The organism is Bacillus sp. FJAT-42376 (assembly GCF_003816055.1).
In the GTDB taxonomy this organism is placed as follows: Bacteria; Bacillota; Bacilli; order Bacillales; family Bacillaceae; genus Metabacillus_B.
In genome coordinates, this window is sequence record NZ_CP033906.1 from 1274581 (window position 1) to 1295689 (window position 21109).

The window sequence follows — 21109 nt, forward strand, 5'->3', positions numbered from 1 at the left end:
TCCGGGCAAGCTTTTCTACGTGATAAACCGTAATAGAACCGGGATGAGGGAATAACCCCACACAATCGTCAGAAATCCGGCTAAAATCATGGACAGGCTTGAGAATGTCCCCTCAAGCTCCCCATATTCCATCGCTTTCGAAGTGCCGACGCCATGGGCCGCCATTCCGAGCATTAATCCGCGGGCGACCGGAGTCTTAATCGCCATCCATTTAATAATCGAAGGACCGATGATGCCGCCGATAATACCGGTAATGATGACAAACACGGTAGTGAGTGTAGGGAGACCGCCGATTTCCTTTGAGACTTCAACGGCAATGGGGGTCGTGATGGAACGCGGCAAAATGCTGATGATCCATTCGCCGTTTAGATGAACCCAGAGGGCCAAAAGGAAAGAAGTCATAATGGCAGCAACAGAACCGGCTGTTACACTGAAGAAGATCTCTGCCATGTACTTTTTAATCAAGGCTCTATTTTTATAGATAGGAATGGCAAATGCTACAGTGGCGGGACCGAGCATATGGGTCAGAGGTTTAGAGGCATCAATATATTCAGATGCCGGAACCCCGAATAATCTGATGCCGCCGATGAGTACCAAAGGGCAGATCAGGAGCGGATGCAGCAGCGGGAACTTCCATTTCCTGTACAGTGATTTTCCAAGCCGGTAAACCAGATAGGTGATAAATGTCGCCAATAGGAGCTTAATCAGCATCGATCACCGCTTCCTTTCTGCGGGTATGAATCCGTTCAGCGGTAAAGGCTGTCGCTCCCATGACGAGCAGGGTGCTGATCAAGATGATGCCTAGCATCTGCAAACCGGCCCAGCCGAATAGTTCTGTATAATCTACGATTCCAACGGCAGAGGGAACAAAGAACAGCAGCAATTCCGCCAACAGCCAAGACGCTCCTTTTTCAACCCATTCAAGCTTGACGAGTTTAAAAGAAAGGGCAAGGAGAAGAAACGCCATTCCGATGATTCCGGATGGGACGGGGAGTGAAAATACTGCGTTGATCCAAATGCCAAGAAAATAAAAACCGTGTATGAGTGCAATTTGAGAAACAATCAGAATCCATTTCATCCTTGGACCTCCTTTCTTTTTTGTAGTGTTTCATTGAGAGTGGCCAGTGCCAGTGAAGCGCCTGACCCCACTTGCTTCACCGCAGCAGGGGACAGAGGAAACTTGAGCTGAGGCCTTCTCCTGCAAGGGTTTGCGGACACGGTGCCGGAGCTTTCGCACGGTAAAATACTGGGGGACTGGCACGGTGCCAGTCCCGTCATCCTTCACCGCAGCGGGGGACAGAGGGAAGCGGCGGTGAGGCCAACTCGCTCAAGGGTCTGCAGAGATGGTGCCGAAGCTTTCGTTCGGTAATAAACAGCGGGTCAGACCCCGCATCCATACAAAAAAATCCATCAACCTCAGACCCTGCATAAACCGCAGACCTCAGCACCGCAGATTCCACGCCTGCGCCTCAGCATTTCCTTTATTCCCCCGTATTTTCAGATTCGCGCTGTGCAAACACCTTCTTCGCAACGGTCAGCGCATTCAGGACTTTTGGAAACCCGGTATAAGGGACCAGCTGGATAATGGATTCGGTGATTTCCTTTGGTGTCAATCCGGCGGTTAATCCGGTATTCAAGTGGAGCTCAAGCTGAGGCTCGGTTCCCTGGGTGATCAGAGAAGAAATCGTCACGAGCGCTCTTTGTTTATTGGTCAGTCCCTCGCGTGAGTATACCTCTCCGTAGGCGAAATCAATAATCATATCCCCGACATCAGGCGCAATATCCTTCAACTCATCAACAATCCGCAAATGAGTGGAAATATCATCATTGGTATGAAGGGTGTATTCCATCAATTTGTTCATTCCTGTTTGATGACGGTCAACTGGTTTAGTCATATTGCATTCTCCTCTCCTGTAATCTCTGTCTACAACGATAGCACGGAGAAGAGGTATTCGTGAAATATATAAATATTATTAAAGCCATAACTTATAGTTATCGTTGATCCGCAGATGGATGAACGCGAAAAGCCAATGGACGAAAAACGTCAACTGGCTGCGCTATTGAATATTCGCTGTTATTCCCGCATTCTGAGGCGGTCTTTCATCCCCATGATAAATTCGATGAATGCCCTTCCGGCGAACGTGGTGTAGGTATCTTTTGCAATAATGATAGCAAGGCTCCAGGGAATGGAAGGCTTTTGAATGGGAATTTTCCTGACCCGGGTGCTGGTAATCCTTCTGCAGATGGATTGGGGCAGAATGGTGACACCGAGTCCCGCGGCGGCCATTTCCGACATAAAGTCCCACTGAGAGCTTTGGAACAGAATGGCTGGTTCAAATCCTGCATTGATGCAGAACTCTCTTACTTGTTCATAGAGGGCAAAATCTTCACTGTAGAAGATAAAATTTTCATTGCTGAGCTGGGATAATTGAACTTCGCTGCTGGATGCCAGAGGATGGTGTTCATTTACAACGAGTACCAATTCTTCTTCGACAATCGGATACGCATGAAAGTTTTTTTCGTCAACGGGAAGAACGGCAACCCCCATTTCGATGTCACCTGCCAGTACGCTTGCCGTCACCTTTTTTGCCCCGAACTCGGTTATTTGAATCCTGATGTTCGGATGGGCTGTGTGAAAGGCGGCAAGGACTTTTGGAAAAAACAAACTGCCGATGATAGGCGGAATACCAATTTTAATCGTTCCTTTGCTGAGTCCCTGCACATCTTCAACCGAGGAAATAATATCTTTTTCAATGCCGATCATTTGCACCGCATGGCGATAAACGGAATGGCCGGCATCAGTCAGCTCAAGACCTTTATAATTCCGGATAATGAGAGGGACACCCAGTTCATCCTCCAGCGATTTGATCATTTTGCTTAAAGCGGGCTGGGAGACGAGCATGTTTTCAGCCGCTCTTGTGAAGTTTTTCTGTCTGACGGCTTCGACAAAATATTTCAGCTGTCGTAATTCCATACGTCACCTCTATTCATGGTTGATATAACTTTAGCCGTCTTTAAGGATGGTGTCAAAAATTGCTGGAAACTGGCGAATATGAGAAGATTAATTGCCTGAAAAAACGGGTAACTGCCAACAGAGGTTAAGGATCACCCATTTATTCTGAACTTTTCACTTCAGCGAAAACGACTGTATTCTTAATATAGCCTCGGACCAGCTGACGATAACAGCCGGTCCGTTTCCGCATGAACGTCTTTAAGGAGATCCGGCTGCCCGCTTGTTTATGATGAGAAAGGATGAGAATGTATGATTTCGATTTGCCCGAATGATTTGTCTGCATTAGAGAATTACAAGCTTCTGATTGGGAGCGTTATACCAAGACCGATTGCTTTTGTGACCTCCATTTCGGAAAATGATGTGGTGAATGGAGCACCATTCAGTTTTTTTAACATTGCATCATCCAATCCCCCTCTGCTGACGCTTGCTGTTCAAAGAGCAGATGGAAAGATGAAGGATACTGCCCGCAATATTATCAGCCATAAAGAGTTTGTCATTCATGTGACGGATGAGGAAAATGTAGCAAAAATTAACGAAACATCCGCGCCGCTCCCGCCTGATCAAAGTGAAATTGATTTGAGCGGTCTGACCTTGACGCCGAGCATGCAAATACAGGTGCCGGGGATCGAGGAGGCAAAGATCAGGTTTGAATGCAAACTTGAAAAGCATCTGGAGCTTGGCGGCACGGATGGCGAACCGGCTGTGGATTTTATCATCGGCCGTGTTGTTCAATACCATTTTGAAGACGCTGTTTATAAGGATGGAAAAATCATGGAAAGAGAGCTTGCAGCGGTGAGCCGTCTCGCCGGAACGAAATATGGGAAAATCGGAGAAATTTTCTCGATGGAGAGACCTAAGTAAAAAAGCAGGAGGCCATGGGCTTCCTGCTTTTTTTGGAGGTGGATGGCGCGTTAAGCGGTACAGAGCTGCCATCCACTCCTTCAAACTAAATGCTAAAACTGAAACAATAGCCTTACAGAGCACCCTTATAAGTAAGAACTCCTGTCATTGCCTGCTTAAAATCCGCAACAGCCTTTTCACGCCATTTTGTTTCGGCCGGGATGAAGAGCTCTTTGTAGCGGGCCTGAATGATCAGCTTGCTCAAATCGCTTGAGGCACCATAGTGGTAAAGCTGATTCTCCTCGATTGTCCGCTTAAGCGACTGGATGGAATCCACCGTTCCGTCTCCAAGTGTTCCAAACTCAAAAGTAGTGGAGTAGAATGTTTTATCGGGCGCCTTCTCTTTTGCAAGGGCTGTGAAATACTCGGTAATATCCCCTGTTGATGCGTAAAAGCCTTCTGAGTCAGGTGTAAGCACAAGCGGATATTGATAGGCCTTCTGCGCTTCATCCTGCTTTAATGTTTCGCTTGAGGAGCTGAAAATGCTCATCTGATAGCGCGGTCCGTACCCGGTATGCAAGTCAATATGGATGATTTGCTTGTAAGGGGTGGAGAGAATGCTCTCAAACTCATTTTTCATAAAGGAAGTAGATTTCTCATCTTTTGTTCCCCCGTAGTAAACCCCTTTGGAATTGGTGTATTGGCCTGTCAGCAGAGCGCCCTGAACCTTGTCTGTTCCGGCTGTCAGAGCAGCTTTTGCCAGGGAGGCGGTAAATTCAGCATCGTGTGTAAGGATGCTGCCGATTTTCTTTTTCGGTTCAAAGAAGTTTTCAAGTTCTGTGTACGCTTTATTGCTGCTCAGATCGAACGTGCTCCAGTCAGGAATGAAGTTCCGGTTTAAATCTACATTGTTTTCATTGTACCGGCGGAAGTTTTTCATTCCCCAAGGATTAATGGAATGGATCATGTAGACTCCGGTTTTATCCGGATTGAGCTTTTGAATGAATTCATTCATGAACACATCCTGCATAGCAGAACCCGTATACCCTTCAATTCCATGGGTGCCGCTGGAAAGGACAATCAGAGTATCTTTGGACTTTGACGCTTCCGCTTTTAAAAGGTCAATGGAAAGCTCATCCCGGTCAGAAACGGAGAAGCTTTCTTTAGATACAGTCTTCCAGCGTTCAGATAGTCCCTTCTCATAAGTCCGGAAGCGGTCTCTAGATTGTTCATAGGAATTTGGAAAGCTAGTTACGCGTGTTTGTTTTGTGATTCCGGAAGTGGCTGCGAGCAAATGATTCGGAATGACCACGCTGTAGAGAAAGAGAACGGCGATGATCGCGAAAACGGTTTTTTTAAATTTCATAATTTCCTCCAATTAAGCAGATTAGCAGAACAATAGTATTATAACTAATTACCTATATTTTTTACATAAATAGTGGAAAATTTTAAAAATTTGCCGAAATAAGAGGTAATGAGAGATGAAAGAAGGGGTTCCACTGTGCAAGTGCAAGAAATTCAGTTAAAGAAACAAAATCTTAAAAAAGTTTCAGCCATTCTGTTCAGACTGTTTTTGACAGCTGGAGTTATTTTCTTCCTGAACAGCATTGCGCAGAAGATTCTTTACGGCTGGCCGGAGCTTACGTTTATGAATATCGCCTATAATTTCCTGTTCCTGCTGTTTCTGGTTCCGGCATTGCATTATAAGGTGAAAAAAGATGACGAAACGTTTAAGAAACTGTCCGTCTGGACGATGACCGTGTTTGCTTTTTTGCTGAATACGGATTCCTGGGTGAATGTCCCGTTTGTATGGCTTGTGCCGCTTGGAATTGCAGCGCTCTTTGCTGATTCAAGACTGATGAAAAAAGCCTTTTATGTATCCCTTCCGCTCATTGTTGCGGCGCAGTTCGCCCATTTATTTCTTGCGGATCCAATGGATATTGAGACAAGCATGAACCGCAGTGTATTGACGGCCGTTTATTACGGACTTCAATTTCTTTTTGTCGGTCTGCTTCTATCCAGCAGCACGAAACGGTTTGACGGGATGCTGAACGAGAGTGAACTATTGAAAAATGAAATGAATGAAGTCTTGGAAAAAAATCAGCTTGCTTCCAAGGAAATTGGAGGCCATGTAGAAGAATTGAACGGAAACATTGCAGATACGAGCAGCGGAGTGGCGCAGATGAATGAAGCGATCCAATCCATTCACTCTGATTCTGTGCGTTTTCAGGAAGATATGAGAAAATCTTCTGCAGAAATGAAATCCATGGTTATAGATCTTGAATCATCAAATGAACTGACAGGCCGGATCTCGGATTACTCAGGGAAAATGAATGGGTTCATCGAAATCAATAAACAGCATTTAACCCATGCCATTGAAAGCATTAATGAGGTCAAGGAATCGTCTGCAAGTTCCATCAAACATGTACAGCTTCTAACGGAAAAAACATCCGAAGTTGAAAAAGTGCTGAGTGCAATCCGGACGATCGCCGACCAGACGAATTTGCTGGCGCTCAATGCAGCGATTGAAGCTGCAAGAGCGGGTGAGCATGGCCGCGGGTTTGCCGTTGTGGCAGATGAGGTAAGGAAGCTTGCTGAACAATCCTCCCAGTCATCACAGATTATTCAGGACATTTTAAAAGAAATTCTTGATGCAAAAGAACAGGTTTCCGCCTCACTTTATCAAACATCGGAAACCATTAATGAGAGCGTATCGGTCATCTCCAGAACAACGGATGACTTCGATAAAATGGCGGATATCCAGTCAGAGAGTGAAGAGCATTTGTCAAAGGTGGCAGAACGGTTTAATCATTTAGCGGCAAAAGGCGGAGAGGTCGGGAACATCATCAGTTCCCTTCAAAGCCAGCATGAAAGCAACGAAGACCAGATTGCTGCCGCTGCTTCAGCCATCGAACAAATCAGTGCGTCGATTCAGCAGGTTTCTGCGTTTGTTGAACAAGTAGATACGAAGGCAAAACACTTAGTGAACAACAGCCGTGCATAAGTTACTCCTATCTTGAGAATCATACGGGCAGATACGTATTTTCAGGATGACCGACGCATGTGCGGATTGTTCCTTAAGGGAGTCCTTGACTTTGAAAACGCTGATCATTTACGCTCACCCGAAGCTCGATAGTTTTAATGGAGCGATTTTGGAAAAAGTAATCGCAGAGTTAAAGATTCTTCAGGCAGAAATCAGGGTGCGCGATTTGTACCGGATTGGATTCCAGCCTGTCCTTGACGAGGATAACTATTCTGAATTTTACCAAACGAAGGCACCGGCCGATGTAATTGAAGAGCAATCTTATTTGCTGTGGGCAGAACAGATCATCTTTATTTTCCCGACGTGGTGGTCGGGGATGCCGGCCATTTTAAAAGGATACATCGACCGGATTTTCACAAATGGCTTTGCTTTCCGGATGGTAAAAAACGGGACAGAAGGTCTTTTAAAGGGGAAAAAAGGACTGATCTTTCAGACGACGGGTCAGCCTGAACAAAAATTAAAGCCATCCCAGCTGACAATGGCGATGGAAACGGCCATAGACTACGGCATCTTCCATATATGCGGAATTGAAACGGTCTCCCATCAATTTTTGTACAGCGTCACCTTTTCCGATCATGAAACGAAAAAGCGGATGCTTGAGGAAATCGGGGATATTATTCGGATTTTATAAGAGGGGTTTAAAAAGTGGCCAGGGTCTGTCTGAACATTCCCAAAGCGAGGGAATGGCTTAAATGGAAGAGACTGGGACAGAAGCATCTAAGCCCATGATAAACCCGAACAATTAGGCAAAAGGTTCATGAACCGATCGCCTAATCGTTCGGGTTTTGTTTGTATTTCCTTTAAGGATTTGTACATTTTACATGTATTAAAACCAGTGGAATGAAGCGGAAGGCACTCGACTCCTGCGGGATGCAGAGGACGCTTAAGACCCAGCAGGCGCAGCCGAGGAGGCTCCGCTTCCTCCCCGCGGAAAGCGAGTGTCTGCACGTAATGGAACGGCTTACCTGATGGAAAAACGACAATGGCTACGAGAAAGGTATTCTATTTAAGTTTTACCGCGGACTTCCTGGACATCCTCTATATCGGATTGGATTGTTCTCTTTAGGTGTTCCGCTGTGCTTTATTAAAATTCCATAACGAGCATGGTCCAGTAGGTAAGGGAAGGCATGGTCATGGTGACCGTTCCATCTTTTTGGGAAAAGTGAACGGGCACGGGTGCTGCTTTCCTTGAATCAGGAGAGGCAGCCCATATTTTATTTACCGGTCTTTGTTCTGCTGTTTTCACTTCCACTTCTCTGAGTGCATCCGGCTCAGGCTGAGTCCCTTCAGTGTCGCGCCATTCCATGGAGTCTGCCTGTGTGAAGTTGATAAAATGAAGCATTCGCTGCTGATCATTTTGCTTCGAGAATCCCCAGATTTTCCCCTGTTCCGGTTCTGTGCTGATTCCCTTATCTGATTGGGCTTCAAGAGGAACTTCTTTCAGTCCATCCCCGCGGAGCAAGTTTTGATAGGCAACCAGGAAATCGTAATAAGAGTTGAGCTGGTTTTTCAAAGATGCCGTCATTTTTAGATTGTCATTCGGAAAATACTCACTGGAAAGCATATGCTCTCCCAGCTCCAGGTGGGCCCCTCCTGAGGAAAAAATGACACTGTCCGCGAGCAGAAGACCTGGAATGTTAAAGATTCCCGGCTGTTTTTGGGAAAGGCTGTAATCCATGTATGCCGCAAGGACGGTATTTTTTCCGCCTGAATAGGCTGCGTTGTCGTCGATTATCTTTTTCAAATCCTTGAATTGCTTGTATTCATCCCATACTTCCGTGTACATGAAATCCATCGGCGCTGTTCCAATTTGCTTCTGGCCGTATTGATTGACCGCGTTCATAACAAGGGATTGATCCGGTGCTTTGCTTTTGGCGTTGTGAAGGAATTCGTCAAACTGCTCCTCAAGCTTCAGCGGATTGCCGTCATAATCATACACGTCTCCCCGGGAACCGAGCTGGTCGATATGCCATCCGTCAAACGGAAGCTGTTCATATACCGCATTTTGCTTGGCCAGAATATATTCTTGCCATTCTGGATTGCCTGAGTTCAGAAGATACACATTGCTTTTCCAGTCTTCCGGCAGAGGATGAATGTCCTGCTCTTTATGGTTGGGATCCTTATAAACCCGCCATTCATCTTTTACTCCATCCGGACCGGCATCTTCATAGGTCCCGTAAAGGAGATTGTAAGCCATCGTCTTCATCCCCAGCTTTTGGGCATGGGTGATGTAGTCCTTAAGGGTTCCAACGGATACTTCCCGGTTTGCGATGTCCTCCCATTTTGACTGAAGAGCTCCGTTTTCTGTTTTCACCGGTTCATGGTGCTTGTATTGCCAGTCATAAAATTGAACCCCATTAATGTGATAGCGATTCAAACTTTTAAGAACATCGGATGATTGCTTTCCAGCTTTTTCGGAGAAATCGGAAAGAAACCCGTAGCGCGGAAATTTGCTCCAGTCACTTGATACATCAATTCCAATGGTGAATCGCTCCCCATTTACGACGGTTTCAGCCAAATATCCGCGGTAATCTTCCTTTGGGGGAGACCAGCTCCATTTTGCCTCACCGTTTTCAAGAGGGATGGTTTGTGAATCAACTTGCTGTCCCAGATGAAAATATCGGATGAGAGCGGTTTTTTGCTTTGAATGATTGTCCGAAGTAAAAGAAAAAGACACGGCTTCCCCTGGAGCAAACCGTGCCTTATTTAATTCCAGCCCTGCAGCCACCTCTTTTTCAGGTTTGGTTTCGGGCTTTGGCTGAAGAGAAAAGTAAAGAGAAAACATGCCCAGCACCGCCAATATCAGAATAAGGATTGCTAGGATGCGGATTTGCCCTTTCATTAAGAATCGCCTCCATATAAGAAAAGGGACTGCCGGCTATATACCGGCAGTCTCTTTTGTGCTGTGATTAACGAATTTGAACGTCTCTCTTTTCACCAGCAGGGATGTTTACGTAAAGCGTCTTCGTCTTCTCATCGAAGAAGTAAGTACGGCTTGCGTTTGTCATTTTATCCATTGTGTTCACAGCTTTGTATTTCTTCATTCCAGCTGCTACTTTTCTAGGATTTTCTGCATTGTGAAGTTTAAGCGTGTATTGCTCAAGTTTCGTATCTTTGTAGTTCGCTGCAAGCTTCTTCTGGCTGAATGTAACATTGTGCTTGCCTTTGCGTTCTACAGTGAATTTCGTTTCGTTGAATTCACCTTTTTTGCTGTGATCAAGAGTTGCAGCATCATCTTCGTAGAAGCTGTATTCTGCTTTCTTGTCAAGGTAGGTGTCAAGAACAAGGTTTTCAAGCGGTTTTTCGCCAGTGTGCTGCTGCACATCGCGAGTCGGAATCATTGAATCTTTCTTAACGAACATAGGCATTTCATCAAGCTGGCCGCTCACATTAATTGTGCGTCCGCCTTCATATTCTTTTCCGGAAACATAGTCGACCCATTTGTGTCCCTCCGGAAGATAAACGCTGCGGGAAGTTTGTCCTTCTTTTACAACCGGTGCAACCATCAGAGAATCACCGAACATGAATTGGTCTGCAATGTTGTAAGTGTTCTCGTCTTCCTGGAATTGGTACACAAGCGGCTGCTGAACTGGTTTACCTGTTTCAGAAGCATCCTGGAACGCGTTGTATAGGTATGGAAGCAATTTGTAACGCTGTTCAATGTACTTTTTGCTGATTTTTTCAATTTCCGGTCCGAATGCCCATGGCTCTTGACCTTGTTTCACTGTTGCTTTTGCATCACTATCATAATGAATACGGGCGAATGGATACAGGGATCCGATTTGAATCCAGCGGGCATACATTTCAGCTGTAGGACGCTGAGCAAATCCTCCGATATCCGTTCCAACGTTTGCTACACCGGACATACCGATGTTCATGTGGCTAGGAAGGGACATTTGAAGATGTTCCCACGTACTGACTGTATCACCAGTCCAAAGAGCTGAATAACGCTGAGTCCCTGCATACATATCACGAGTCAGAACGAATGGACGCTCATTTGGTTTGTGCATGCTGAATGCACGGTGAGTGGCATCTGCTTCATCATGTCCATACATGTTGTGGTACTCAGTATGAAGAATTTTATCATTGTCGTATCCGAAGTATGCATCAAGCGGCATTGTATGGTTATGCTGCGCATCATCGCGGAATACGGCAGGTTCGTTCATATCGTTCCAGATGCCATCAATTCCGGCATCGAAAAGAACGTTGTGTTTTTGAGCCCACCATTGGCGAACTTCTTCTTTAGAGAAGTCAGGGAATGCAGAATCTCCAGGCCAAACTGGTCCGATAAATGGAGTTCCATCTGCATTTTTAGCCCAATAATCGTTTTTTGTACCTTCTTGGTACGTGCTGTTGTTCTCATCTTGTTTCACAGCCGGATCGTTGATCGCTACAGTATGGAATCCGTCCATTGATTTTACTTTTTTCACAGCATCTTTGAACTGCTGGTTCCATGTGAATACGCGGAATCCGTCCATGTAGTCGATATCAAATACCATTGTATCAAGAGGGATCTTTTTGTCGCGATATGTCTTTGCAACATTTACGATATCATCCGCTGTGTATTCCCATTTACTTTGCTGAAGACCCATTGACCATTCAGGAGGAAGTTCCTGTTTTCCTGTAAGGTCTGTATAGCGGTCGATAACATCAGATACTTCCGGACCATTCATGAAGTAGTAAGTCAGGTCTCCGCCGTTTGCGTAGAAGTAGTAGTAGTCGTCAGATTCTGAAGCCATTTCGTAGTAAGAACGGTGCGTGTTATCAAACAAAATTCCGTAGGCTTTTTCGTTTTTAAGACCGATAAAGAAAGGAATGGTAGTGTAGATGTATTTTGTATCTTTGTCATATGCATAAGCATCTGTGTTCCACATTCCGATGCTTTCGCCGCGCTGGTTCAGGTTCAGTCCGGCTTGCTCTCCGAAACCGTAGAATGCTTCGTTTTTATCGGTTTTCTTATAAACGTAAGGCTTTCCGTTTTCATAGCCGGATGTGCTTCCGTTATCCATGTAATCTTCATTGATCACGTTTCCTTTGTGATCCATGAATTTCACGCCGAATGTATCTTTTTTAATATGAATAATAAGTTCTTTCGTTCTTAGCTCGTATACATTGCCTTTGTCTTTCGCTGTGAATCTTGGAGTCTTCCAATCTTTCTTTGCAATCCCGCGGGAAGTGTACTCTTCTTTTCCTTTTTCAAGGATGGAAACCTTCGCAAGATCGTCTGCAAATAGACGAATGTATGCGTCTTTGTTTCCAAGGTCGAATTTCACTCCATTGTCGAGTCTTTCGATCCCTTTAACTGATAGTTTTTCCAGCTTGTCTTTCGCTAGAGGAGTGTCAGCTTCCGGCTGGGTTACAGCAAGGGCATTTGGAGCAACGGCTGTTGCGGCCAATCCCATTGCAAGGGAAGCGGAGATAACTCCTTTAATGATGCGTTGTGACTTTTTCATCTTCCACCTCGTTAAAAAGATTTTTGTGAACAATTTGTTGTGCACACGACTGCACAAGTCAAAATATAGACTCAATCACATAATTCCACAATCCATTATTTGTCTGTTTTTGTGAGAGAAATTGAACGTGCCATTGTACCTTATCCCCTTATTTCATAAGGGTTTGCAAACGTTTTTCAAAGAAGAGGGAACCGATTCCGCATTAACTGAAAAATAACCCGATGTGTCTAGACAAGTTTTGCATGTTACAATGTGCGGGGCGAAAGTCCCTCATTATGTAATAAAAGAAATATTTCCGGTACATCTATTGATAAAACAAGCTCTTCTGCCTTAACAAATCTTTGCTGTTTGATATAAATAGATAATTCTAAAAAAAGAGACAAGCATCATTTTTGATATTTTGGCGGCGATAAAGGATAATAAAACCGAAATCGGTAAGTGAAGGGAGCTAATAAAAATGGTTAAAAGTTTACAGGAAACCACAACACTTCATAATGGAGTGAAAATGCCATGGTTCGGTCTTGGAGTATGGAAAGTAGAAGATGGGAATGAAGTGGTAAGCTCCGTTAAAGCTGCCATTAAAGCAGGATACCGCAGCATTGATACTGCAGCGGCTTATAAAAACGAAGAAGGCGTAGGACAGGCTATTAAAGACAGCGGTGTGCCGCGCGAAGAGCTTTTCATTACCACTAAATTGTGGAATGCAGATCAAGGATATGATTCTGCACTGAAAGCATTTGAAGACAGCATGGAAAAACTGGGTCTGGATTATTTGGATCTCTATCTAATCCACTGGCCTGTTGAAGGAAAATATAAAGACTCCTGGAGAGCGATGGAGAAGCTTTATAAAGATGGCAAAATTAAAGCCATTGGCGTGAGCAACTTCCAGGTGCACCATCTGGAAGATTTAATGAAGGATGCTGAAGTCGTGCCGATGGTCAATCAAATCGAGTTCCATCCAAAGCTTTCACAGGAAAAAGTCCGCGCATTCTGTAAAGAAAACGGCATCCAGGTGGAAGCATGGTCTCCGCTTATGCAGGGTCAATTATTTGATGAGCCGGTTTTGAAAGAAATCGCTGAAAAGCATGGAAAATCCGTGGCGCATGTCATTCTTCGCTGGGACATTCAAAGCGGAGTAGTGACCATTCCTAAATCAGTGAAAGAACACCGCATTCAAGGGAATGCCGACATCTTTGATTTTGAACTGACTCAGGAAGACATGGAAAAAATCGATGCGCTGAACGAAGACAAGCGTGTGGGTCCAGATCCTGATAATTTTGATTTTTAATCGATAAAAACCGCCTGCTTTGATGAAAGCAGGCGGTTTTTTTACGAGGAAATGGTCTTCGGCCGGCTCCCGCATCAAGAAATTCCACACGGCACACCGTAATAGGCAGAGCTTGAACTTCAGCCGTGGGATTCTTTTGTTTCCCAGCGGATCATATCTTCCGGGAACGGGGCGCATAAATGCATTTCTTCATTTGTGAGGGGGTGCCGGAAGCGGATGCGGGCAGCATGCAGCGCCTGCCTGTCAATCATGCCGGACGGTTTTCCATAAAGCTTGTCTCCAATAATCGGATGGCCGATGTGGCTTAAGTGAACACGGATCTGGTGCGTTCTTCCCGTCTCAAGCTGAATTCTCAAGACGGATTCGGAACCGCTGCTTTTCAGCAGCTCATAATGAGTGACAGCGGACTGGCCTCCCGCTGACACCCTTCTTCTTGAAGAATGGTGGCGGTCCCTTCCAATCGGCTTGTCAATCGTTCCTTTTTTAGGCTTCGGCTGACCATGGACAGCCGCAATGTACGTTCTTGAAATCTCGTGTTCCTGCAGCGCTCTGTCCATAACCGACTGGGCGAGGGCATGTTTGGCAAACAAAATGGCACCCGACGTATCCTCATCAAGCCGGTGAACATGGCGGACTGCCCGTTCCTCCCCCTGCATCATATAATAAAAGGCCAGTGCATTTGCCAGTGTGCCCGTTTCTTTAGCTTCATTCGGATGAGTCTTCATCCCAGCCGGCTTATTCAGTGCTATGAGATGCTCATCCTCAAACAGAATATCAAGCTCTCTGAACTCCGGGATGATCTCCTCTTTTTCAGGCTTAAAGACCTCAAGACTAACGGTATCCCCTTTTTCAACCCGCGGATTTTCTTCATGGAGAAGCGACCCGTTCAGCATAAGTCCCTCTGTCTTTCGATAGTGGGCAATCACTCCCTTTGAAGCGCCGACCTGCTGCAGCAGAAAATCATTTATATGGACAGGCCCTGTTTCCCCCACTGGAAATTCAAGCCACGAACCTCTTCGTTTCATTCCGTTTCTCCTTATCAGAACCAATATAGTAAGGCTGTTGTTCATCGGATGCGTTCTTTCTAGAATGAGTATACCGGACGAAACCACTGCCCGGCAAACGAGGAAACACTTACCTGTCATTTGGAGAATCCTCCTGTGCTATTCTTATGTTACGAATATCGGAAACAAAGGGTGGGGTATATGAAGATTGTCACGGCATCTACAAATGAACAAGAACAGCACATTGAAGAACTAGTGGAAGAAATGTATAAGGAAGTCTTTCCAATCTATTTCTCTGACGAAACAATTGGTCAACTCGAGAAAATGGCTGTTCTCAAACCTACAGACGAAACCATGATTTACAACGGGACGCTGAAAGAAGCGTTTGAAATTATGTCCAGCCTTCAAACTTTAATCGCCGTATTGAAGCATGCAGATGAAGGCAGGAAACAGGAATACGAATCCTTATATGAGCGGAACCGTGAAATACTGGGGCGGTATGGATACGAACTCCCTCTAACCTTCAGCGATTTTTTAACAGAAGGCGGCAAGGGGCCCTTGCTTAGCCGCTATACAAAAGCCGCCAACCGGTACTTGATATAAAAAGCTCTTCCCTGGTGATGGGAAGAGCTTTTTGGCATTGTTTCCTTTCGGAATGTGGGTGCCGGCAGGAAACTGGAGCGAGTGGTGGATGGGGGGCGATTGGCTGGAAAAGGAAATGGTTTGGCAGGATTGTGTGCTGAATGGGCAGGAAAGAGACGTGGACCGGCAGGAAAGCAGGGCGGTTTGGCGGGAAAAACAGAGTGGGCGGGAAAAAGGCCTGGTTTGGCAGGATTGTGTGCGGGATGGGCAGGAAAGAGACGTGGATCGGCAGGAAAGCTGTGCGGTTTGGCGGGAAAAACAGAGTGGGCGGGAAAAAGGCCTGGTTTGGCAGGATTGCGTGCGGGATGGGCAGGAAAGAGACGTGGACCGGCAGGAAAGCAGGGCGGTTTGGCAGGAAAAACAGAGTGGGCGGGAAAAAGGCCTGGTTTGGCAGGATTATGTGCGGAATGGGCAGGAAAGAGACGTGGACCGGCAGGAAAGCAGGGCGGTTTGGCAGGAAAAACAGAGTAGGCGGGAAAAAGGCCTGGTTTGGCAGGATTGTGTGCGGAGTGGGCAGGAAAGAGACATGGACCGGCAGGAAAGCAGTGCGGTTTGGCAGGAAAAACAGAGTGGGCGGGAAAAGAGTGAACTGCACCTGGTTCGCCGCGAAGCCAGCCCGGCAGAGACCGGGAGGGTGCTTCGATCCAGCGGATAAAAAACAGCCCGCTGAAAAACGGGCTGCTGTCCAATTTTACTTTCCGGACCATTCTTTTAATAGCGGTTCGAGTTCTTTTTTTGTTTTTTCCCCTTCGGATGCATCGACTTGTTTCCCGTCTTTATAGTGAACGAGGGTTGGTGTGCCGGTGATGCCATAGGTGTCCCAGTATGCAGGAAATTCTTTCAGATTGAACTGGTCAATCTGGATGCCCATGTCTTTTGCCAGCGGCATCAGTTCCGGTGTTGTGCGCTTGCAGTGAGGACAGTCGGATGCGTAGAAGTAGGTAATGAAATCTTCTCCGCTCTTAATTTTTTTATCGAGCTCGTCCGGCAAAATGTTGTTTTGGTAGTTGGGGTCATCCAGGATGGCCACGGTTGACGGATCGAGAGTTTTCTTCCCATAAGGATTGTCTTTTACTTCCTCTTGTTTCTGAAAATTCGTTACGAGTGCCAGAGCACCGAAAATGACGATTAAGATTGAGGCGAAGATAAGAAGTTTCTTCAAAATTAGCGGCCTGCCTTTCTGATTTTAAGGATCATGATGCTTGAGATGATAATCAAGGTAAATCCGGTCAAGGCTAGAAACGGAATGGTGATGAATCCAAGCCAATTGATGTATTCGCCTGTACAGGGAACTCTTCCGCAGGCTCCTGCATGGTCGGCGAGGAAAGGGATTTTCTGCAATCCGTAATGATAGACGGAAATCAGGGCGCCGATGCTAGAGAGGATCAGGCTGTAGAGCGCGATGCTCCAGTGTTTCTTTGCGATGGCAATTCCCAGTATAATAACCTGTGGATACATGAGGATTCTTTGATACCAGCATAGTTTGCATGGTTCAAACCCGACAATTTCGGAGAAATACAAACTGCCGAGAGTAGATACGAATGAAGCGATCCAGGCAAACAACAGCCAGTTTTCCAGTGCTTTATTTTCAGACATATAGGTCTCCTCGTAAACAATATTAGACAAGAAAATTATAGTACAGAGAGAAGAAGATTGTAAACAGAGATTCACCGCGATTATTGACAACGTTTTCATAGATGGAATACAATATAAATAGAACGTAAACGTTTACGTTTCTGAAAGGGAAGTGCTGAAATTTGAGACCAACGATTAAAGATGTGGCAAGACTGGCGGGAGTATCCGTTGCAACCGTTTCAAGGATTGTAAACGGCCTGCCCGGCTATTCACCGGAAACGAGAAAAAAGGTTATGTCGGTTATCGATGAGCTTGGATATAAGCCTAATGCGGTGGCCCGGAATCTTGTGAACCGGAAGACGAATACGATTGGTGTTCTGCTCCCGCAGCTGTCAAGCCATTTTGCGGCCAAGCTCCTCCAGGGTATTGAGGATGAAGCGCATAAGAGACGGTACAGTGTGGTCATTTGCAATACCGACTCGAACGGGAAGAGAACGATGGACTATTTAGAGCTGCTGAGGGAAAAGCAGGTTGAAGGAATTCTGTTTGCAAGTGAATTTTTAACCGAAGAGTATGCAGATACCATTCGGGGATTCGGGATTCCTGCTGCGGTCATCTCCACCGAATCCCATGTTCCGGAGATCCCGTTTATTAAAGTGGATGATGAGGCGGCCTCTTTCTCAGCTGTGCAATACCTTATGGAAAAAGGCCACAGGAAAATCGGGATGATCGCCGGAACGAAAGAGGATCCGATTTCCGGTGTCCCGAGGGTAGCCGGATTGAAGAGGGCGTTTGAAGCCAATCAGCTTTCATTTAATGAAAATTGGATTGAGCATGGGGATTTTGGATTCAAAAGCGGGTATGAAGCAATGAAGAGGCTTTACCGCAGGAATCCGGATGTCACAGCTGTTTTTGCAGCAAGTGATGAGATGGCGCTTGGGATCTTATCGTTTTGTTATGAGAAAGGGATTAAAGTGCCCGATGATTTATCCGTAATGGGCTATGACGATACCGAGATTGCAACCATGTCGATTCCTCCCCTGACTGCCGTCCATCAGCCGATACAGGAAATGGGCGCAGAGGCGGTAGGGATGCTGATGGACATGATCGGCGGGTCTGAAGCTGAAAGTGTGTTTATGCCCTTCAGCATAACAGAGAGAGACTCAGTTAAAAATCTGAATTAGAGGAGCCAGAGATCAATGGAGAAAATATGGTGGAAAGAAGCGGTTGTGTATCAAATATATCCTCGAAGCTTTATGGACAGCAACGGGGATGGAGTCGGTGATATTAAAGGAATCATCTCCAAGCTTGATTATTTAAAAGAGCTTGGGGTGGATGTTGTATGGCTTTCTCCGGTCTATCAGTCGCCAAATGACGATAATGGCTATGACATCAGTGATTACCGCCGGATTATGGATGAATTCGGAACGATGGACGACTGGGAGCACATGCTTGAGGAAATGCACCATCGTGGCATTAAACTTGTGATGGACCTGGTGGTGAATCATTCTTCCGATGAACACGCATGGTTTGCAGAGTCCCGCAAGTCTAAAGATAATCCGTACCGCGATTATTATATATGGCGCCCGGGCAAGAACGGGCAGGAGCCGAATAACTGGGAGTCTGTATTCAGCGGATCGGCATGGCAGTATGATGAGGAAGCGGGGGAGTATTATCTTCATCTTTTCTCGAAAAAACAGCCTGACCTGAATTGGGAAAATCCTGCGCTTCGTAATGAAGTATACGATATGATGAAGTTTTGGCTGGATAAAGGGATTGACGGTTTCCGAATGGATGTCATTAATTTCATTTCAAAAGAAGAGGGGCTTCCGGATGCAGAAAATCCGGAAGGAAGGCCTTTTGCTCCAGGCGGGCAGCATTTTATGAATGGCCCGCGGATTCATGAATTTTTGAAAGAGATGAATCAGGAGGTCCTCTCGAAATATGATGTGATGACAGTGGGAGAAATGCCTGGAGTTTCACCGGAAGAGGGCATTCTTTATACCGATTCCGAACGAAAGGAACTGAATATGGTGTTCCAGTTTGAGCATATGGATCTTGATGTTCAGCCGGGGAAAAGCAAATGGGACGTAAAACCTCTTGATCTGCGTGATTTGAAGCATTCATTGTCACGCTGGCAGCAGGGAATGGATGGAAAGGGCTGGAACAGTCTGTACTGGAATAACCATGATCAGCCGAGAATCGTTTCCCGTTTCGGTGACGATCAGAAATACAGAGTAGAATCAGCGAAAATGCTTGCGACGTGTCTGCATATGATGCAGGGCACTCCTTATATTTATCAGGGGGAAGAAATCGGCATGACGAATGTCCGTTTTGATTCCATTCAGCAGTATAAAGATATTGAAACGATGAACATGTATAAAGAGCGTGTCATCGACAACAAAGAAGATTCTGCAGAAGTGATGAAGTCCATTTATATAAAGGGCCGTGATAATGCACGTACTCCCGTTCAGTGGGATGATTCGGAAAATGCGGGTTTCACAGAGGGTACTCCATGGATTGAAGTGAATCCAAATTATAAAGAGATCAATGCGAAACAGGCGATAGGAGATCCTTCTTCCATCTTCCATTATTATAAAAACCTGATCTGCTTAAGAAAAAATCATGAAATCATCGTGTACGGTTCCTATGAGCTGATATTGGACGATGACCCTGAAATTTTTGCTTTTATCCGGGAATACAACGGGGAAAAGCTGCTTGTCGTGACAAATTTCTCGGGAAATAATCCGGTGTTTCGACTTCCTGAAGGCTTGGCATTGGGGAGCGATTCTGAACTGCTTGCCGCTAATTACGAGGGAGAGCACGAAGGGAATCACGAGGAGTTTACCTTGAAACCGTGGGAAGCGAGAGTGTATAAATTTTAAGAAAAAACGGCGGGCTAATTGGTCCGCCGTTTTATTCTTTTTCTCGTGATGCATAAACAGACAAGAAAATATCCCCTCATTTCTTTCGCTTTATTGAGATTATTTTCTAGTCCTGCCTGTTCGAAAATTGTTCATACTACTTAACGAAAGGGGAGGGTCATCATGAATTCAGTCAATCAAATCATGTCCAAAAATGTGGCGTGTGTCAGTTCAAGCCAGTCCATTCAAGAGGCAGCGCAGCTTATGAGCCAGCACAATGTCGGATCGATTCCGGTTGTGGATAATAGCCAGATGAAGGGAATTATCACAGATCGTGATATTACACTTCGAACAACAGCTGAAGGCAGAGAAAGCAATACGAAGGTGTCTGATGTGATGACATCCCATGTTGTTTCCGGAAGCCCGGATATGAGTTATGAGGAAGCATCCCAGATGATGGCTCAAAACCAAATCCGCCGTCTGCCGATTGTGGAAAACGGCCAGCTGGCTGGCATGGTAGCCCTTGGCGATCTTTCAGTAAATCAGCTTTCCAATGATTCTGCAGGAAGCGCCCTTTCAAACATTTCAGACCAGCATAAATAAAGAAAAGGAAGGGTAGCCGGGGGTTCCCGGTTATCCTTTTCTTTTTAGTGAAAAGATGTTCATAATAGAAGCAAAGGAGCTGATTCACATGTATAAAGCGGTTGTGTTTGACTTTGATGGTTTGATCCTGGATACGGAAACCCTGCATTACAACGTTCTTCAGGAAATGTTTGAGGAACAGGGATCCCATCTGCCTCTTGAGGTATGGGTGAAGGATGTAGGAACCGATTCCGGATTTAAGCCGTTTACATATTTGGAAGAACAATTAAAGAAGACGGTGGACCATGATTCACTTCAGAAGGAACGTGAAAAACGGTTTGGGGAACGAATTTTAAAAGAGAAGGCGAGACCCGGAGTGGTAGACTATCTGGCTGCCGCGAAGGAGCTCGGATTTAAGGTTGGGCTGGCTTCAAGCTCCAATTATAAATGGGTGAGCACCCACTTGAAACATATTGGCTTATTTGAAGAATTTGAGTGCATTAAAACAAGTGATGATGTGGAGGAAGTAAAGCCAAATCCGGATCTCTATTTAAAAGCAGCTGAATGCCTGGGGGTGAAACCTGAGGAGTGCATCGCGTTTGAGGATTCTGCCCATGGATCCACTGCAGCAAAACGGGCAGGGATGGCGTGCGTGATTGTGCCGAATCAAATCACCGGCGGACTGCCGTTTGAAGAAATGGACCACCGTCTTGAATCGATGGCTGAACTGGAATTCAAGCTGCTTCTTGAAAAGCTGGAAGGAAGAAATCGCGTTTAATACAGACTGAAAAGAGGGTAAATGATT

General features: G+C 45.7%; 20 protein-coding genes. 10 read left to right on the forward strand and 10 right to left on the reverse strand.

Features of this window, described 5'->3' with window-relative positions; all coding sequences use genetic code 11:
• Nucleotides 1-15 precede the first annotated feature (15 nt).
• The 4 genes from CEF21_RS06510 to CEF21_RS06525 form a co-directional block, all read right to left on the reverse strand.
• Complete coding sequence (locus tag CEF21_RS06510; RefSeq protein ID WP_123914334.1) at nucleotides 16-711, reverse strand: LrgB family protein; 696 nt, start codon at nucleotides 709-711, stop codon at nucleotides 16-18.
• Nucleotides 701-1078, reverse strand: a complete 378-nt coding sequence (locus CEF21_RS06515; RefSeq protein ID WP_123914336.1) for a CidA/LrgA family protein — start codon at nucleotides 1076-1078, stop codon at nucleotides 701-703. The genes CEF21_RS06510 and CEF21_RS06515 overlap by 11 nt, the downstream gene beginning before the upstream one ends.
• Before the next feature lie 403 nt (nucleotides 1079-1481).
• Nucleotides 1482-1895 carry a carboxymuconolactone decarboxylase family protein gene (locus tag CEF21_RS06520; protein ID WP_123914338.1) on the reverse strand — a complete coding sequence of 138 codons (414 nt, stop codon included), beginning with the start codon at nucleotides 1893-1895 and terminating at the stop codon, nucleotides 1482-1484.
• Between the two features lie 179 nt (nucleotides 1896-2074).
• Nucleotides 2075-2974 carry a LysR family transcriptional regulator gene (locus CEF21_RS06525; RefSeq protein ID WP_123914340.1) on the reverse strand — a complete coding sequence of 300 codons (900 nt, stop codon included), beginning with the start codon at nucleotides 2972-2974 and terminating at the stop codon, nucleotides 2075-2077.
• Between the two features lie 288 nt (nucleotides 2975-3262).
• On the opposite strand from CEF21_RS06525, the gene CEF21_RS06530 reads away from it, so the two are divergent.
• Complete coding sequence (locus CEF21_RS06530; protein ID WP_123914342.1) at nucleotides 3263-3874, forward strand: flavin reductase family protein; 612 nt, start codon at nucleotides 3263-3265, stop codon at nucleotides 3872-3874.
• Nucleotides 3875-3986: 112 nt separating this feature from the next.
• On the opposite strand, the gene CEF21_RS06535 is transcribed toward CEF21_RS06530, so the two are convergent.
• Nucleotides 3987-5219 (reverse strand): M14 family metallopeptidase, encoded by a 1233-nt coding sequence (locus CEF21_RS06535; protein WP_123914344.1) that lies wholly within the window; start codon nucleotides 5217-5219, stop codon nucleotides 3987-3989.
• Nucleotides 5220-6182: 963 nt separating this feature from the next.
• Here CEF21_RS06535 and CEF21_RS21870 point away from each other — a divergent pair.
• Nucleotides 6183-6857 carry a methyl-accepting chemotaxis protein gene (locus CEF21_RS21870; RefSeq protein WP_481747659.1) on the forward strand — a complete coding sequence of 225 codons (675 nt, stop codon included), beginning with the start codon at nucleotides 6183-6185 and terminating at the stop codon, nucleotides 6855-6857.
• A 91-nt stretch (nucleotides 6858-6948) separates the two neighbouring features.
• Nucleotides 6949-7527 carry an NAD(P)H-dependent oxidoreductase gene (locus CEF21_RS06545; RefSeq protein ID WP_164462102.1) on the forward strand — a complete coding sequence of 193 codons (579 nt, stop codon included), beginning with the start codon at nucleotides 6949-6951 and terminating at the stop codon, nucleotides 7525-7527.
• 453 nt (nucleotides 7528-7980) lie between these two features.
• Here the strand turns inward: CEF21_RS06545 and CEF21_RS06550 are convergent, their stop codons facing one another.
• Both CEF21_RS06550 and CEF21_RS06555 read right to left on the reverse strand, forming a co-directional pair.
• Nucleotides 7981-9738: a glycoside hydrolase family 66 protein gene (locus CEF21_RS06550; protein ID WP_123914350.1), complete on the reverse strand. Its 1758-nt coding sequence runs from the start codon at nucleotides 9736-9738 to the stop codon at nucleotides 7981-7983.
• 67 nt (nucleotides 9739-9805) lie between these two features.
• On the reverse strand, nucleotides 9806-12349 hold the full coding sequence (locus CEF21_RS06555; protein ID WP_123914352.1) for a glycoside hydrolase family 31 protein: 2544 nt from the start codon (nucleotides 12347-12349) through the stop codon (nucleotides 9806-9808).
• 457 nt (nucleotides 12350-12806) lie between these two features.
• Between CEF21_RS06555 and CEF21_RS06560 the strand changes: the two genes are divergently transcribed.
• Nucleotides 12807-13637, forward strand: coding sequence for an aldo/keto reductase (locus CEF21_RS06560; RefSeq protein ID WP_123914354.1), 831 nt, complete (start codon nucleotides 12807-12809; stop codon nucleotides 13635-13637).
• 119 nt (nucleotides 13638-13756) lie between these two features.
• Here the strand turns inward: CEF21_RS06560 and CEF21_RS06565 are convergent, their stop codons facing one another.
• The gene (locus CEF21_RS06565; RefSeq protein ID WP_123914356.1) at nucleotides 13757-14662 is read right to left on the reverse strand and encodes an RluA family pseudouridine synthase; all 906 of its coding nucleotides are present in this window, start codon (nucleotides 14660-14662) and stop codon (nucleotides 13757-13759) included.
• A gap of 180 nt (nucleotides 14663-14842) precedes the next feature.
• Between CEF21_RS06565 and CEF21_RS06570 the strand changes: the two genes are divergently transcribed.
• The gene (locus CEF21_RS06570; RefSeq protein WP_123914358.1) at nucleotides 14843-15244 is read left to right on the forward strand and encodes a DUF5365 family protein; all 402 of its coding nucleotides are present in this window, start codon (nucleotides 14843-14845) and stop codon (nucleotides 15242-15244) included.
• A gap of 31 nt (nucleotides 15245-15275) precedes the next feature.
• On the forward strand, nucleotides 15276-15938 hold the full coding sequence (locus CEF21_RS06575) for a hypothetical protein (protein ID WP_123914360.1): 663 nt from the start codon (nucleotides 15276-15278) through the stop codon (nucleotides 15936-15938).
• Nucleotides 15939-15974: 36 nt separating this feature from the next.
• Here CEF21_RS06575 and CEF21_RS06580 read toward each other — a convergent pair whose 3' ends face one another.
• The gene (locus CEF21_RS06580; RefSeq protein ID WP_123914362.1) at nucleotides 15975-16445 is read right to left on the reverse strand and encodes a thioredoxin family protein; all 471 of its coding nucleotides are present in this window, start codon (nucleotides 16443-16445) and stop codon (nucleotides 15975-15977) included.
• A 2-nt stretch (nucleotides 16446-16447) separates the two neighbouring features.
• Nucleotides 16448-16879 (reverse strand): disulfide oxidoreductase, encoded by a 432-nt coding sequence (locus tag CEF21_RS06585; RefSeq protein ID WP_123914364.1) that lies wholly within the window; start codon nucleotides 16877-16879, stop codon nucleotides 16448-16450.
• A gap of 161 nt (nucleotides 16880-17040) precedes the next feature.
• Here CEF21_RS06585 and CEF21_RS06590 point away from each other — a divergent pair, with 161 nt between their 5' ends.
• The 4 genes from CEF21_RS06590 (at nucleotide 17041) to CEF21_RS06605 (ending at nucleotide 21082) form a co-directional block, all read left to right on the forward strand.
• Nucleotides 17041-18042, forward strand: coding sequence for a LacI family DNA-binding transcriptional regulator (locus tag CEF21_RS06590; protein WP_123914366.1), 1002 nt, complete (start codon nucleotides 17041-17043; stop codon nucleotides 18040-18042).
• A 15-nt stretch (nucleotides 18043-18057) separates the two neighbouring features.
• A complete protein-coding gene (locus CEF21_RS06595; protein ID WP_123914368.1) occupies nucleotides 18058-19743 on the forward strand; it encodes a glycoside hydrolase family 13 protein in 1686 nt (561 codons plus the stop codon).
• Nucleotides 19744-19905: 162 nt separating this feature from the next.
• Nucleotides 19906-20325 carry a CBS domain-containing protein gene (locus CEF21_RS06600; RefSeq protein WP_123914370.1) on the forward strand — a complete coding sequence of 140 codons (420 nt, stop codon included), beginning with the start codon at nucleotides 19906-19908 and terminating at the stop codon, nucleotides 20323-20325.
• Between the two features lie 88 nt (nucleotides 20326-20413).
• Entirely contained in the window at nucleotides 20414-21082 is a 669-nt protein-coding gene (locus tag CEF21_RS06605) for an HAD family hydrolase (RefSeq protein ID WP_123914372.1), read from the forward strand.
• Nucleotides 21083-21109: the final 27 nt, after the last annotated feature.